The 14,699-nt window shown below is 36.5% G+C and carries 14 protein-coding genes; 2 read left to right on the top strand and 12 right to left on the bottom strand.

All coding sequences use genetic code 11. The features are described from left to right. Nucleotides 1-19: 19 nt before the first annotated feature. The 3 genes from Q5760_RS03820 to Q5760_RS03810 form a co-directional block, all read right to left on the bottom strand. Nucleotides 20-877, bottom strand: coding sequence for an MBL fold metallo-hydrolase (locus Q5760_RS03820; RefSeq protein WP_428910923.1), 858 nt, complete (start codon nucleotides 875-877; stop codon nucleotides 20-22). Between the two features lie 349 nt (nucleotides 878-1,226). Continuing rightward, entirely contained in the window at nucleotides 1,227-1,604 is a 378-nt protein-coding gene (locus tag Q5760_RS03815) for a nitrous oxide-stimulated promoter family protein (protein ID WP_428910922.1), read from the bottom strand. A 346-nt stretch (nucleotides 1,605-1,950) separates the two neighbouring features. Continuing rightward, nucleotides 1,951-3,237, bottom strand: a complete 1,287-nt coding sequence (locus Q5760_RS03810) for a glycosyl hydrolase family 18 protein (protein ID WP_428910921.1) — start codon at nucleotides 3,235-3,237, stop codon at nucleotides 1,951-1,953. A gap of 466 nt (nucleotides 3,238-3,703) precedes the next feature. On the opposite strand from Q5760_RS03810, the gene Q5760_RS03805 reads away from it, so the two are divergent. Then, entirely contained in the window at nucleotides 3,704-5,143 is a 1,440-nt protein-coding gene (locus Q5760_RS03805) for an alkaline phosphatase PhoX (RefSeq protein WP_428910920.1), read from the top strand. 89 nt (nucleotides 5,144-5,232) lie between these two features. Here the strand turns inward: Q5760_RS03805 and Q5760_RS03800 are convergent, their stop codons facing one another. From Q5760_RS03800 to Q5760_RS03770, 7 genes are all read right to left on the bottom strand, one after another. Next, nucleotides 5,233-5,916 carry an LrgB family protein gene (locus Q5760_RS03800; RefSeq protein ID WP_428910919.1) on the bottom strand — a complete coding sequence of 228 codons (684 nt, stop codon included), beginning with the start codon at nucleotides 5,914-5,916 and terminating at the stop codon, nucleotides 5,233-5,235. Then, complete coding sequence (locus Q5760_RS03795) at nucleotides 5,894-6,280, bottom strand: CidA/LrgA family protein (RefSeq protein ID WP_428910918.1); 387 nt, start codon at nucleotides 6,278-6,280, stop codon at nucleotides 5,894-5,896. The genes Q5760_RS03800 and Q5760_RS03795 overlap by 23 nt, the downstream gene beginning before the upstream one ends. Nucleotides 6,281-6,489: 209 nt before the next feature. Then, nucleotides 6,490-8,031 (bottom strand): ATP-binding protein, encoded by a 1,542-nt coding sequence (locus Q5760_RS03790; RefSeq protein WP_428910917.1) that lies wholly within the window; start codon nucleotides 8,029-8,031, stop codon nucleotides 6,490-6,492. Between the two features lie 145 nt (nucleotides 8,032-8,176). Then, on the bottom strand, nucleotides 8,177-9,130 hold the full coding sequence (locus Q5760_RS03785) for an N-acetylmuramoyl-L-alanine amidase (RefSeq protein WP_428912488.1): 954 nt from the start codon (nucleotides 9,128-9,130) through the stop codon (nucleotides 8,177-8,179). 493 nt (nucleotides 9,131-9,623) lie between these two features. After that, entirely contained in the window at nucleotides 9,624-10,298 is a 675-nt protein-coding gene (locus tag Q5760_RS03780; RefSeq protein ID WP_428910916.1) for a DUF1129 family protein, read from the bottom strand. After that, nucleotides 10,267-10,623 (bottom strand): PadR family transcriptional regulator, encoded by a 357-nt coding sequence (locus tag Q5760_RS03775; protein ID WP_428910915.1) that lies wholly within the window; start codon nucleotides 10,621-10,623, stop codon nucleotides 10,267-10,269. The genes Q5760_RS03780 and Q5760_RS03775 overlap by 32 nt, the downstream gene beginning before the upstream one ends. A gap of 215 nt (nucleotides 10,624-10,838) precedes the next feature. Further along, nucleotides 10,839-11,021, bottom strand: coding sequence for a hypothetical protein (locus Q5760_RS03770; RefSeq protein ID WP_428910914.1), 183 nt, complete (start codon nucleotides 11,019-11,021; stop codon nucleotides 10,839-10,841). Between the two features lie 265 nt (nucleotides 11,022-11,286). Here Q5760_RS03770 and Q5760_RS03765 point away from each other — a divergent pair, with 265 nt between their 5' ends. Then, the gene (locus tag Q5760_RS03765; protein WP_428910913.1) at nucleotides 11,287-11,814 is read left to right on the top strand and encodes a hemerythrin domain-containing protein; all 528 of its coding nucleotides are present in this window, start codon (nucleotides 11,287-11,289) and stop codon (nucleotides 11,812-11,814) included. A gap of 45 nt (nucleotides 11,815-11,859) precedes the next feature. Here the strand turns inward: Q5760_RS03765 and Q5760_RS03760 are convergent, their stop codons facing one another. Both Q5760_RS03760 and Q5760_RS03755 read right to left on the bottom strand, forming a co-directional pair. After that, a complete protein-coding gene (locus Q5760_RS03760; RefSeq protein ID WP_428910912.1) occupies nucleotides 11,860-12,744 on the bottom strand; it encodes a DMT family transporter in 885 nt (294 codons plus the stop codon). Between the two features lie 348 nt (nucleotides 12,745-13,092). Continuing rightward, a complete protein-coding gene (locus Q5760_RS03755; protein WP_428910911.1) occupies nucleotides 13,093-14,382 on the bottom strand; it encodes a glycosyltransferase family 2 protein in 1,290 nt (429 codons plus the stop codon). Nucleotides 14,383-14,699: the final 317 nt, after the last annotated feature.

Below are 14,699 nucleotides of genomic sequence, written 5' to 3'. Positions count from 1 at the left end.
TATACTACCTGTTACCCAATTAATGGATATTTTTATCTACATACTTTCCATACGCTGGAACAGCGATTGTATGAAACTCATTAACAAGTTTTTCTAAACTATTGGTCAGTAGGTCACCCTCCATTGGCAGACCATGCCCCGTTACGGCAACAGATGGTTTTAAAGCTGCGAGACTTTTAACCGATTGGTATGATGCATCCCAATCAGGGGTCAGATATCTTGGTGGTCCACTGATTTCCTGCTCTTGAGTGAATACATTGTATAGATTCTCCTGTTTAACTGTAACAAAGGCATCTCCTACAATTAAGGCCCGGTCTCTTTCCCTGAAAAATGATACATGACCAGGAGAATGACCTGGAGTATGCACCCAACGAAATTCCTTCATAAAAGGAACTTGTCCATCAGATGGTAAGGCTTGTACCCTATCCGATAAGTTAATCGGTTCATTTGGGAAATAGGATGATAACTTGGCAACAAGACCTCCTTCTACCGTAGGATCTGGTTCAGGATAACTCTTTTCTCCCCGTAGGTAAGGTAATTCAAGTTCATGTGCATATACAGGGACATTCCAATGATTTACAAGTTCAATAATCCCGCCAACATGATCAAAATGTCCATGGGTTAAGATGATGGCTTTCGGACGGCTGCCCGATCCGAATCGATCTTCAGTTACCGCCAAAATTTCCTCTGCAGATCCTGGCATACCCGCATCCACAAGAACAAATTCCTTTGATTCTGGAGTACCAACTAAACAAAAATTTACAATTTGGACCGTATAAGAGTATAAATCTGGTAAAACTTCTAACCCTAAACCACTGTTAATCGAAGTAGTTGGGATAAATTTATAGTCACTGCCATAAGAAAGTTCTTTATCCATTGAAATTTCCTTTCTCTTTTGTATTCGCAGTTTATAGCCTTTTTCAAACCGTAACGAATTATTCTAAAAAATATTTACCGACAATCTGAATAAATTCAAAACACCTTCTCAAACTAATTTCAGAAACCATCAAGGAGGCTCATCCAGTTGAACACATGCTTTTACTGTTCTAATGAAACCGAAGAAAACCAAACACATTTCGTAAGCTTTCATATATCCAACGAAGAAAGAGAAGAAAAACTTTGCAAAGAATGCTACCAAGAATGGCTACAGGGAACAAAAGGCTAAAAAAATAAAAAGAGGTGACAGGCACCTTCCAGTTTCTGGAAGGCGCCTGTCACCTCAATATTTAATGTTTATCTCGATGCGTGACTTTTTCTTGCCAAATATGAGTGATGGCAAGGATTGGATGATAAAGAAGCATCCATGGTCCTGAAAATCTCATAACAACCTTGATCTTTTCGCGATAATCTGCTTTATAGCAGTGGACAGGGCAGTAGGAACAGAAGGATTTTTCTTCTCCAAATTGACAAAACGATAGTCTTTTCATTGCATAATCATTTAAATCCTGACACTCACTGCAGAGTCCATTTCGGTGATGATGGTTTTTACGACAGTAAACCTGAATCATTTTGGAAACGGTTTCTTTTTCCTTCTGAATTCTGGGCCCATTATTTAATTCTCTCTTGCTTTTATTTGGTCTATCAACAGTAGTAGTTATTGTCATCTTTATCCACCCCTTTTTCAATAATCAAATTCTCCCGCCGACTTTGCACCCGAATTTTTTTCGAGATCGCTCGAAAAAATACAGAAGAATTGCAAGGCTCGCCGGAGTCTTAACTTCATTCAACCATGGTTTTTCACCACTGAATGATAAAACCTTTTGGCATTCTATCCACTCTTATAAATGTGGAGATCTTCTGTTGAACAAAGTTAAAACCAATTGGATGTTATCAGATATTATCTAAAGCTTAGCACAGATTTTTCTCACCTGAATTGATATAAATCACACTAAATTCTACTTTGTTCACAAATAAAAGGTGCCAGGCACACCATCCATTTTCTGGAGGTTCCTAGCACCTTAACTGTTGTTTGCGAATGGCTATGTTGTCCCTTAAGAAGGCCATATTTTGCGGAGCTGGCAAGCTCAATTGCCAAAACGTAGTCCCTAATATCTGATACTCATCCATTAATTTATATTTTTCAACATAGCTTCTAATATCCTCGAACCAAACGATATGCTCGGTTGAATCTTCCCAATATCGATACCAAGGGGATTGTGCAACGGCATCATATTGAATCATTGAGCCTCTCATTATGGCTTGATTTTGTGCACCTTGTATCGATAATGCTTTAGTTTTATAATCGGGCACAGTTTTGTCATATCCATAAAATGCTAGTGCCATTTGTAACTTATTGGGACGAATAAGGGTCAGCGCATAACGAAGAACATCTTCCACCCACCAAATCGGAGCAATCGGATCAGGTGGACCTGTTGGATAACCATAATCAATCGTCATTACAGCAACAATATCTGCTGTTTGCCCAATTTCCCTATAATCATAAGCCCCTACAATACGATTGGTAGGAAGATCTTCACTTTTGGCATGAACATTTACATGTAAAATCTGTTCACCCAAAGCCAATTTTAAATCTCTTAGAAACTGATTAAACTCATTTCTCCTTTCTGGAGGTATAAATTCAAAGTCTATACTGACCCCTGCATACCCTCGACCTCTGACTAAGGTCACCAGACTTGTGATTAAACGATTTCGATACGTGGGATTTGCAAGAATACGATCGATTAATTCTGGGCTAAATTCTCCATTCCTAAAATTTCGTATCATTAATAATGGGATAACATTTAAACGCTTACTTCTCTCAACAATTTCCTGATCTCTTAAGAAGACATAGGCATATCCTTCTTCTGTTACTGAAAAAGCGGCCACCGCAATATAGGTTAGTTCATTGGCTAGGAGATTAAATGTGGATAAGAATGCTTCAGGATTATACGGTTCAATAAAACCAAGTGTTGTCAGGGGCAATTGAACAGGTGAGGGAATAATCAACCTTTGTCCGATCATTAATTGATTAGGGCGAATTCCTGGATTTGCTTTTAAAATCCTTCCTAGGTTTGTCTGATAACGTCGTGCTAAGGACCATAATTCATCACCTGCTTTGACTCTGTAATATCGAGGAAAGGTAGATGTTTGATAATTTGGGATATATAATGAAAGTCCAGGTACAATGGATTGTATAGATAAAAGCCCATTATCTCGAACGATAATCGGGATTAAGGCACCATATCGATTAGAAATCGACCATAGAGATTCCCCGCGACTTACTACATGGATAACCATATTTATCTCCCTTTTCTTGAAGGCTTCCTATTAACATATCCCACCTTCATTTTTCACTGATGTTTAAATATATGAATATGCACTTAGAAATATAAATAAAATTGGATTTTGCAAAATATGAAACATTAGAAACGCTTCATTAGATTCTAATCATTTACAAACCATTAATATCTTTATATAGAATTAAAATCTCTTTAATAAATAAGTCTATTAAAATAGCAATTTTTCCTACTTCCACTGCAATTTAATATACTTAACACTATGTTTATGTTACTATTGTCGGTTATTTCGCCCCTAACATCTCTTTTTATTACATTAAATCTCATTCTTTTTTCCTATTTTTCAATATTATGAAAAAATTACACATAGTTAACAGACGTTTTAGAATTCTTTGCTAACTTTATAAGTAGAGTTTGCTACGGAATCGGCATCCTCAAATATCTTATAACGGAGGTTTTTCATAGGTATGAGTAATAAAGGGATGGACAGACGGAATTTCTTGAAAGTTGGCGGCATGAGCACATTGGCTCTAACACTTGGTACTACTGGACTTTTTTCACTATCAAATGCATCAAAAGGCTTAGCAGCCGGAAATACTACGAATCCTACTAGTGGATTTGGTGGTTATGGTCCTCTAGTAAAGGATCCAAACGGAATTCTAGATCTACCAAAAGGCTTCCACTACAAAATGATTTCAAGTGCAGGAGATATCATGCCTAACGGTGACAAGGTTCCTCGTATGCATGACGGTATGGCAGCATTCAAAGGGGAAAAAGGTACAACGATTCTTGTAAGAAACCATGAAAATAGTACAAACTCCGACCTTCCTGTAAATGGTAAAAATCCATGGAGCACTGGAGCAGCTGGTGGTACTACGACTCTAATCGTTGGACCTAATAGAGAACTTATCGATCATTATGTATCAAGCTCAGGTACAATCCGTAACTGTGCTGGCGGAGCCACAACATGGGGCACTTGGTTAACAATGGAAGAAACTCGTAATATGGGACATGGCTTCGTATTTGAAGTGAATCCACTTGATCCTGAAAACGAAATGTCTAGAACTCCAATCCGTGATATGGGATACTTCTCTCATGAAGCTGGACATGTTGATCCATCCACAGGTATTTGGTACTTAACAGAAGATGCGAGCCCAAGTTTCCTTTATCGTTTTACTCCAAATGACCGTAGCCAAACACTCGGTTCCCTTCAAAAAGGTGGTACATTAGAGGCATTAGCGATTGATGAGTTACCATCAGGTAAAGCAAGTCAATTCTATAATGGTCAAAAGTTTGGCGTAGTATGGAAAAAAGTAAATCCAGAGCGTGCCCAACAAGATGCAAAAGATCTTGGCTGTATCCAATTTAGCCGCTTAGAAGGTGCTTATTTCTCTGAAGGAACTTTCTGGTTTGATGATACAAATGCAGGTGAAAAACGACTTGGTCGTGTTTATCGCTACACTCCAGCAACAAACACATTAGAACTTTTCTATGAATCTACTGATAAAAATGATTTACAAGCACCTGATAATATTACCATTACCCCTTGGGGAGACCTTTGGGTTGCAGAAGACGGCGGCAACGACCGTATTATTGGTCTTACTCCAGAAGGAGAAACGTATATTTTTGCAGCAAACAAATTAAACGGTTCAGAATTTGCTGGTCCTACCTTCTCACCAGACGGTAATACCTTCTTTGTCAATATGCAAACTCCTGGTATAACGTTTGCGATTTGGGGACCTTTTGCGCGTAAAAATTCAGCTCGTAGACGTGCCATGAACGTTGCTCAACCACCAGCAAATTATGGTCCAGATGTATCGGACAAGCTTGCGGCATTTGCCCAAGAACAAGGAATGTCCATGCTTGAAGCAGCTGCTTTAGAGCGTCACGGTATGCCAATCCTTTAATTTAAACACAAAGAAGGAAGGAGTCCACCCCTTCCTTCTTTGTCTCTGAAAAATCTTCAGAGGATTTACAACCCCAATTATATATCTACTTACTGAATCAACGGATAAAGCCACGGCAAGATCAGACTCGTAAAAATAGCTGCAAGTCCCATCGCCATACTCGAAACGGCTCCTTCAACCGGTCCCTCTCTTACCGCTTGACTTGTTCCAATTACATGGGATACTGTACCAATTCCAAGTCCACGGGATAATGGGTCCTTTATTTTCAAGATTGATAGAAGGGTGGGTCCCAATACTGCCCCTACAATACCTGCAATAATAACAAAGGCTGAAGCCAAGGCTGGGTCTCCATTAATGATTAAAACGACCTCAATGGCCACAGGAGTGGTCACCGCTTTAACCCCTGCGGCTGCCTGAATCTCCTCTGACAAACTAAATGCCTTCGACAGCCAAACTGCAGAGATAATCGTTGAAAGAGTTCCAATCATTAAACCGAACAAAGCGGGAACGATTCTCTCTAAAATCACGTTTCGATTATGATACATGGGCACTGCAAGGGCAACGGTAGCCGGACCCAAAAGAAGAGTCATCCATTCTTTCGCTTGAGAATATTGTTCATACGTAATATCAAATGTTAGCAAGATCCCAATAATCACCAAACTAGCCGTTAAGACAGGAGTGGTGAGCGGTGAAACCAATCGTACCGATAAATATTTTGCACCTAAGTAAACAATGATGGTAATGATGATACTAACGATTGTCAGACTGTCCACGCTTTGCTCCTGCCTTTCCAGTTAAAACTTGGGTTAGTCCTGATGTCACAATAAGTCCGATCACAGTGCTTCCAACAATCATAACCAGCAACTGAACCCCGCTTGTTCTGATTAATTGCCCATAATTCATTAATCCAACTGCAAAGGGTATGAAGAAAAATGCAAGATGCTTATTCAAAAACGATGTTGCTTTTTCAATGTATGAAACTTTTAATACACCTGATAATAGAAGTAAAAATAACAAAATCATCCCAAACACACTACCAGGGATCGGTAAATGTACTAAATTCACAAACCACTGGGAAGCAGCATAAATAAGGCAAATTAGACCTAATTGACACAAGAATAGTACTATATTTTTCATAAAAACATCCCTTTCAAACTTCCGCTATTCCTATTTTAAAACTATATTCGAAATTTATGACGAAAAGGAAAAAGAACCTATTAATTATAGTAGGTTCTTTTGATTATATTATATCATATGGATCGTACAAGCTGTTTATTAGATAATCGTATACCAAATCTTTCTATTAATGCTTGTTTGTTAGCACTTCAGCGTCAGTTGCCCACTCATTACATCGACTCTTGCAGTGCTTGTTGCAGATTGCCTTTGTATTCGGGAAGACCATTAATACCTATTCCTGAATTTATAAAATCCTTTACAATTTCAGCTCGCAAACCCGTAATAATGGTTTTACATCCCATCATTGCAATTCCCTCAATGATTTCATTAAATTTCCGAACGATTTCTTTTCCCATTGGTGCGATACCTGATAAATCAATAATGAGTGTTTTGATTTGACTATTTTCAATCGCTATTAATATCTTATCTTGCATCGTAACAATTCGTATTTCATCAATCTCACCCGTCAAAGGGAGAATGTTCGTTTCACTATTAATCGGGATAATGGGAACAGATAATTGCTCCACCATTTTTCTCTGTTGCTCTAACAATTCATCTTTATACCTTGAGTAGCTGATGAAAAAGTAGGACATAAATTGATCAATTAATTTGTTGATCCTTTTTTCCATTGAATAAAAGATAACTCGATCAACCTCTGATTGATTAAGTTTGTCAAAGTTATATAAAAAATCCCATAACGTTCTACGAATGGCTTGAATCCACTCTAGCTTGAATGCCACTGATAAGGAGTGTTTGGACCAAGCTACTCCTTCTTCTTTCGCAAAGGAGATTAACTCATGTTCACGTTCTTCCACAACTAACAAAACTAGTTTATGGGCGTTTTTCAGGAGATTAATATTCCCAACCTTATGTATATCTTCTATTTTATCTCTTACATTGGTCGCTTCTTCTAATAAGTTTTCTTCAAATATACAACGGTTTCTTAATAAAAAGTCTTTGATCGAGTAGTTATCTTCATATTCTAGATTCAACTCTCTTACTCCTTGTTTAATGAGTTGTTTTTTGACAGGAATTTCAATTGTAAACACAGTACCTTGTCCTTCTTTACTATTCACAAAGATCTCTCCGCCGTGCTGGTAGATGGTTGAGTAAACCTGTGTCAACCCAAGCCCGGTACCTGTATTTTTCGTTGTAAAAAAAGGCGTCCCTAATTGTGAAAGCTTTTCTGGTGGTATTCCAACCCCTGTATCTTTAATCGTAACCACTATATGTTGACCTTGTTTTTTATGAGAAACGCTTAAGGTTCCGACCCCATTCATAGATTCAAAAGCATTTTTAATCAGATTAAAAAATGCCTTTTTATAGAGATTTTTCTTTCCTGTAATCGTTGTATCTGTGTCATTAAAATCTGTTAAAACCTTTACATTATACATTTGATCTTGAAATAAATTAAGAATGGACTCCAGCTCCACTGCCAAATTAATCGTTTGGTATTCCTCGTGTTCTGAATCAGGCTTAGAAACTTGTAATAAATTATTCAGCGTAATCAGCGCATTATCTAATTCTGCTTGTGCAATACCAATATACTCATGTTTTTCTTCTTGCTCTAATAGTTGTAGGAACCCTTTTACTGCAGTTAAGGGGTTTTTAACCTCATGAGCGATTCCCGCTGCTATTTGTCCAACTGACGCTAATTGGCTCAAATGAGTATCATTTTCCCTTTCTTCATGAACATGTAGATCCAGCTTCATCGCAGTCTCCCTTCTTAGATTTATTCTTAATCTAATATTATTACAAAAAATCACAATATGTTCAATTATTAAAATATTTTACTACAAAAACAAATGGCTGTCACACCTTATACTGTAATGATTTGGTTACATTTTGATGACATGACTATAATCCTATTTTTGTCCAATGAAATAAAGAACCCGGATCTGTCTTTCGACCTGGTGCATACTCATCATGTCCGACAATATGCAGACGATCCTTTGATACAGAGGGGTTTCTGCTAACGATATCTCCAATTAAACGGGTGAGCGATTGATACTGAGCTTCTGTATAGCCAATCTCACTCTGATGAATGGACTCGTAAACGGTATCCGTCATCATCGTCCTCATTTCTTCTTTTGTTCCAATGGCAAGCAGTTCAATTCCAATCGAATATTGATTCAATGTATTCATGTACTGCGGAAATGAGGGGAGATTTCCTTTTCCCGCATGATACGCCACTCTATTTTCCGGAACTAAGTCATAAATCTCTCCATTTCTTCCAATCATATAGTGGGCTGATACTCCATAATCAACAAAAATCCTCCTTATTTCTTGTACTCCATAAGGACTCTTTGGATTGTTAACAGCATTACTTGTAAAATGAATCACAATATGGGTGATCGGAGTGGACCGTGGTTCGGAATTTTCTTCTGGTAAAAAGGCATCAATCGTTGCAATATTAGCATTGGATTTTGGAGAATAAACTGGTTTTGCAGGTTCCTTTACCGTTTCAGGTTCTGCTGGTTTAGGCTGAACGGTCTCTGACTTTGTTACCACTTGCTCATTCTCAACGGGTGGTTCGGGTTCAACGCTCTCCTCTTCGCTTTTGATCGGTTGGGTGAATTCTCCCTGTTCGGTAGGTTGAACGCTCTCTAATTCTTTTGCCGGCACTGATACAGATGGAGTCGATGGCACATTTTGAATATGATTTTCCGTCTCTTGGACTACAGTATCAGCGGTTTGAACGATTACCGCTTGTTTCACTACTTGATGTTCTTCCTCTTGTTTCATCATTTCCTGATTGAATACAAACGTCGCTATTATAAATAATAGGATAATTGGCGTAACTATTTTCACAAACCTCAAACGTTTTACCCCCTTCTTAATACCTATAAAGTTAGTTTAATATAATGATTTATCACTAACAAGAGGCTTAATAAAAGAGATAAAGAAAAATAAAATATGGACGTAATCATTGACACAAAGTATTTTCAAGTAAAAAATGAATATCTAAAAATACCTTTCTCCACTTTTTCCTCACGATACAGACACCAAAACAACCCTTCCTGTATACACTGAGAGAAAAGAGATGAAGTGGTGATCATGATGTTTCTTGAATTAACCCTTTACTTTTTAATAGGAATAACTTGTTTATTCTTTTTAAAATTTCGCTCCATAAATGAATGGGTAAAAGCAATTTTGTTGGTTATTTTTTGGCCGTTTTATATTCTGTTGAAATATGTGGAATGCGTGAACTCTGTCAAAAATGAAGAACAACTTGGGGATGAGTCTTAATAGGCAAAATAAAAAAGACGGAGTGTACTGACCGCAGTCATACACTTCGTCTTTTTTAAATGGCTTTCCTTATTAACTTTCCTACAAAATAAAGCAGGATTCCAATTATTAAATTCCAATAAACAGGGATGACAAGATGAGTTCCGAAATCTGGGATAAACCAAAAGATGACAAAAAATAAACCAACTGACAGAACTCCATATAACCAATACGAAAGAAATTCAACGACTTTGTTTACTTTTCTAAAACAAAGCCAACGAAAATAACTGATTATGGCATACAATAAGATAAAAGATATAAAAATTGAAAATAACCCTTCAATGAATAAAGAACCGATATAAATATCCCTTGTCAGCCCACCAAAATTAAATGCGTAATAGCCAATTACTTCAAACAGTCCCGTAAAAAATGAACTGAAAGCCAAAAAGTAGACGATGATCATAGCAAAAGTAAGTGTTCTTTTCTTCGTAATTAATGAAGGAAGTTCTCCAATGATTTCATCAATAATCGGTCTTGGATTTTCGCCAAAAACTTGTTCTGCTGTTTTCCCCTCATCTTGCGCTTCTAATAAATGATCTAATAACTCAGTAAGGATTTCCTCTGTTTCTTGCTCCGACTTATTGCTCGCAAATCGAATGTATATAAGCATATCTTCATAATAGCGCAAATTCTCTTTTGCAAGATGTTCCCGCTTCTGATTATTTTCTTCTATTAACTTCTTTGCTTCCATCTGTTCTATCCCCCTTTAATAAACGATCAACCGGCTGTTTCAATTCTTCCCATTCGTTTTTGAATTCCTCTAATGATGTTTCTCCTGCTTTCGTTAGAAAATAATATTTGCGATTTGGACCTGTTGGAGAGGGCCTCATCTCCCCCCTGATTAATTTTTCCTTCTGAAGTCTTAATAAAATGGGATAAATCGTTCCTTCACTGACAACTAGACCAAATTCCTGAAGTTTCATCGATAACTCATATCCATATACTGACTGTCGTGAAATAATGGCAAGAATGCACCCCTCTAAGATGCCTTTTAACAATTGTGTTCGATGGGACATATTCTTCACCTCCATTGTAAAACACGATCATTTACTTAAAGGTACAATACCTTGTAAAACAAGATAGCTTCCCAAAAAATAATTACCTTGTAAAACAAGATAGTTTAAAAACGATTTACCGTATAATTTAACATATTAATCATAGCAAGTTCACAGCTACTTTGCAATACATAATAGCTAAATAAAAAAAAGAGTCCTATAAAGACTCACCCGCACTATTTTACAAGTCGTAAATGTTTAATTCGTTTCTTTTCTGCACTAACTTCTAAAAAGGCAGCTCCGCCCATCAAAACCAATGTGATACAAAAAATAAAGAAGGCTGTACCAAAAGAAACACTTAAACTTAATACATAAAAGATGAATAGTGAAAATAGCGAAGAAAATAGTAATCCGTTCATTTCATCCACCCCTTTTTAATAAAGTGACCGATAATTGTTACAACTTTTTAATAGTTTTTTGAACAAATTGTGAACTTTATTTGTCTATATTGTAAACCCAATTAAAAAGAAAGTAAAGAAAGAGTTTTTAGAAAAATTGGTTATTTTTAATAGAGTAAAAAACACTTACTTTTAATATGATCTCAACTCTGGTGATTTAAATCACAATAAAAATAATGTGGTTTATTATACTAATATTATCTAGATTCGAAAGGGGATTTTTCGTATGCAAGGATGTCCTAGTAGTTTAATTGGTAACGGTCCCGTTACGCTTTCAGAAGGTTTATCACTGTTAGTTTCTGAACACGGTCCTCTCCGTAAGCAATTGGAGGCACTTTTTTCTTTCTGTAATCAGGTAAAAACAACAAAAGAAAAAGAAACTTCTTTTAACGATTTGATCAAAGAAGTTACTGAGTTCTCAAGTAATCTTGAATTTCATTCTGCTCGGGAAGAGGATATTTTATTCCGTATGATGGAAGTCTACCTTGGCAAAGAGGGTGGACCGATTGCGGTGATGGAATATGAACATGAACAGGCTAAAGGGTATATTAATACCTTTTTATCGAATGCTGAAAATCGTACTCAATCAGAAGAAGAGATGATCCAGAATGCAGGTCTAATCATTGACGCTTATCATACCTTATTAGATCACTTTATGAAAGAGGAGCAGGTTTTATATCCGTTTGCGGAGAAATTGTTTACAGCAGAAGAAAAGGAACTTTTGAACGAAAAGGTTTCGACAAAAAGCCATTAATCTTAGAGGTTGTTTCTATATTGAAACAACCCCTTTTTCATGTATTTAGGTTCTGATTTTAAAACTTAGTTTCTTCTCATTTTCACTGAGGAAGGACGACCCTAGCACAAGGATTCCACCGATTATTTGTAAGATGCCCATACTCTCTCCTAAAAATAAAAAAGAAAAAATAACTGCTGAAATTGGATCGATATAACTAAAAACGGCAATCGTTTGACCTTTAAGCTCTTTAATTGCACCAAAATATAAGAAATAAGCAAATCCTGTATGAATAATTCCTACTATTAGAATCAAGACGAGAGATTGAGAGTTTAAACCTGAGAACGCCAACCCCTCTTTTATGTAAACATATGGTGCCAATACGAGCGATGCCATCATTAATTGAATTAATGTGGTTTCAAACCCAGATAAATGTTTAATAAATTTATTCATTAAAATGACACCCGCATAAAGGATGGCTGCTAACAGTCCATATAAGACACCGACTGTATGATTGTAAGAACCATCAAGACCATTCCCTCCATTATTCACGACCAAAATTAACCCAGCCATCGCTAAAAATAAACTAATGATTTTTACCGGTGTCAGCTTTTCTTTTAAAATAAAAGGAGCTAAAACCAATACAATCACTGGGGCAAAATAATAACTGATCGTGGCATTTGAAATAGTCGTATATCGATAGGCTTCAAATAAAAAGATCCAGTTAAATCCTAACGCTGCTCCAGAAAAAAGTAATAGAATAATATTCGCTTTTACCGCTGATAAAGAGGGCTTTTGCTTGATTAATAAGCTGAAGGCTAATAAAAAGATACTTCCAATGACGCCTCTTAAAAGAGCAATTTCACTAGATGATAAATGAATATTTTTTACAAATAACCCAATGCTTCCAAATATCAGCATCGCCGATATGAGTTTTACCTGACCTTTCATGATGTTCCCCCTACTTATGTACGTTGTTTACTAGTATTATAGCGGAAATGAATAGTAACGGAAGGAAATCTTTTCGGCGCCCTAACAAATGCAGGACTTCGATCGGTGGATAAAGGACCTTTTTATATTGATTTTTGATAAAAAGTCCATGAGTGCAGCTCTCATGGACTTTTTTGGCTATTTTCCTAATATATTGTCCTTGAGAGAGGCTCTCATGGAGTTTTTTACTGTTTTTCCCATTATATTGTCCTTGAGAGGATGTCTCATGGACTTTTTTAGTGAATTTCTAGTTATCTAGTCATTGAAAAGTAAAAGGAGAGACAAACTACCTGTCCCTCCTCTGTTTCATTAACGAACATCATCTAAAGATTTGACTACTGTATGGGCAATAGGCTTCCATTCTACATCACTGAACAAAGCTACAACTGAAATTGGGATATACGTAAACATAAATAGCGGAAATGTGAACATATATGCGATTTTTTTCCAGCTGGAACAATGGATAAATTTCCATTCTGTCACCGTTGTGATAGAGCCTAGCAAAAACAAGATCCCATAATACCAAGCCACAGACTTCAACATTGCAATGGACGTAATTTCAATCATTTCTTTTCCACCAAAAAAGTCTAAGATGCCTGCCGTGAAGAAAAATCCGTTAACCAAAATGCTTATAAAAGAAATCAGCATGGCTGGCATAATGGTCATCGTCATATCAAAACAAGAAAAACGATTTTTTTGTTTTCCCCGAAAAATACCCGCTACCAAATCCTTGCCATACTTACCAAAGACCTGATAAAATCCTTTTGCCCAGCGTAGCCTCTGATTCCAAGACTGTTTGAAGGTAACAGGTTGCTCATCATAGAATATCGCATTTTTACAATAACCAAATTTTTCACCTTTAATGATCTGCGAAACTGAAAACTCAATATCTTCAGTGAGAAGATGGTGGATCCACCCTCCATTGTCTTTAATCACGTTAGCATGAACGAGAAACCCCGTTCCTGAAATTGCACAACTTGATTTTAATTCCATTCTTGGTAAATTCAAATATTCTGCTTCATGTAAAAACCAAAGGGCATAGCCTGCTGAAATCCAGTTTTGGTCATAATTTTTAGAGTTACGGTAGCTTGTAACCACTCGATACCCTTGATTGAAGGTTTTGTTCATTTCAGCTATATAATTTTCATCTAATAGATTATCAGCATCAAAAACAAAAAAGCCATCATATTTTTGGGCAGAGTATTCATCTCCAATAATCTTAATCATATAGTCCAGGGCATAGCCCTTTCCTACTTGGACCTTATTAAATCGCTCTCTCACAATCGCTCCCGCTTTCCGTGCAACAGAAGCTGTTTGATCCGTGCAATTGTCTGCAATAACAAAAATATCAATCAAATCTTTAGGATAGTTCTGGTTATTTATGCTTTTTATCAACTGACCGATTACCAATTCTTCATTACGAGCTGCAATTAAGACGGCATATTTGTTTAAATGGACATCCCTTGATTCAGCTTTTTTCTTCCTTTTAGCCTTAAATGCTACAAACATGTACAAGAATTGATAGGAATACATCAAGGCAAATAATACGAACATAGCAAAATTAAAATATTCTATAAAAGTCGATAGTTCCAATTCCAAGCAGATTCCCCCACGAAAACATATTGTTATTTATTCTCTTGCTCCTACTTTCCGTAATTCCCCTAACTCGATTAAGGCTTGCAAAGTTTCGCTCCCAACTGATTAAACAAGCAAATAGATGCCGCCCTCCTAATTAGACTAATTTTTTAGAGCACCAATAGGAACTAAAGATTTCTATATCCCTTAAAAATTAAGTATATTACCCAATTTCAAACTAGAGATTAACGCTAAGTAAAGTTTTAGTAAAGTTAAAAACATTCTAAAATTAATGTGCTAATTGGCTCATAAAAAAAAGACCCCATAAGGGTCTTTCAACA

The organism is Niallia sp. Kr1, from assembly GCF_050389805.1.
In the GTDB taxonomy this organism is placed as follows: Bacteria; Bacillota; Bacilli; order Bacillales; family Cytobacillaceae; genus Bacillus_BD.
The sequence above is the reverse complement of the archived record's forward strand: the minus strand, read 5'-3'. Positions and strand labels throughout refer to the sequence as shown.

Coding starts and splice junctions, on each gene's coding strand:
- Q5760_RS03820 (WP_428910923.1), bottom strand. CDS start 877: ATGGATAAAGAACTTTCTTATGGCAGTGACTATAAATTTATCCCAACT.
- Q5760_RS03815 (WP_428910922.1), bottom strand. CDS start 1,604: ATGACAATAACTACTACTGTTGATAGACCAAATAAAAGCAAGAGAGAA.
- Q5760_RS03810 (WP_428910921.1), bottom strand. CDS start 3,237: ATGGTTATCCATGTAGTAAGTCGCGGGGAATCTCTATGGTCGATTTCT.
- Q5760_RS03805 (WP_428910920.1), top strand. CDS start 3,704: ATGAGTAATAAAGGGATGGACAGACGGAATTTCTTGAAAGTTGGCGGC.
- Q5760_RS03795 (WP_428910918.1), bottom strand. CDS start 6,280: ATGAAAAATATAGTACTATTCTTGTGTCAATTAGGTCTAATTTGCCTT.
- Q5760_RS03790 (WP_428910917.1), bottom strand. CDS start 8,031: ATGAAGCTGGATCTACATGTTCATGAAGAAAGGGAAAATGATACTCAT.
- Q5760_RS03780 (WP_428910916.1), bottom strand. CDS start 10,298: ATGGAAGCAAAGAAGTTAATAGAAGAAAATAATCAGAAGCGGGAACAT.
- Q5760_RS03775 (WP_428910915.1), bottom strand. CDS start 10,623: ATGTCCCATCGAACACAATTGTTAAAAGGCATCTTAGAGGGGTGCATT.
- Q5760_RS03770 (WP_428910914.1), bottom strand. CDS start 11,021: ATGAACGGATTACTATTTTCTTCGCTATTTTCACTATTCATCTTTTAT.
- Q5760_RS03765 (WP_428910913.1), top strand. CDS start 11,287: ATGCAAGGATGTCCTAGTAGTTTAATTGGTAACGGTCCCGTTACGCTT.
- Q5760_RS03760 (WP_428910912.1), bottom strand. CDS start 12,744: ATGAAAGGTCAGGTAAAACTCATATCGGCGATGCTGATATTTGGAAGC.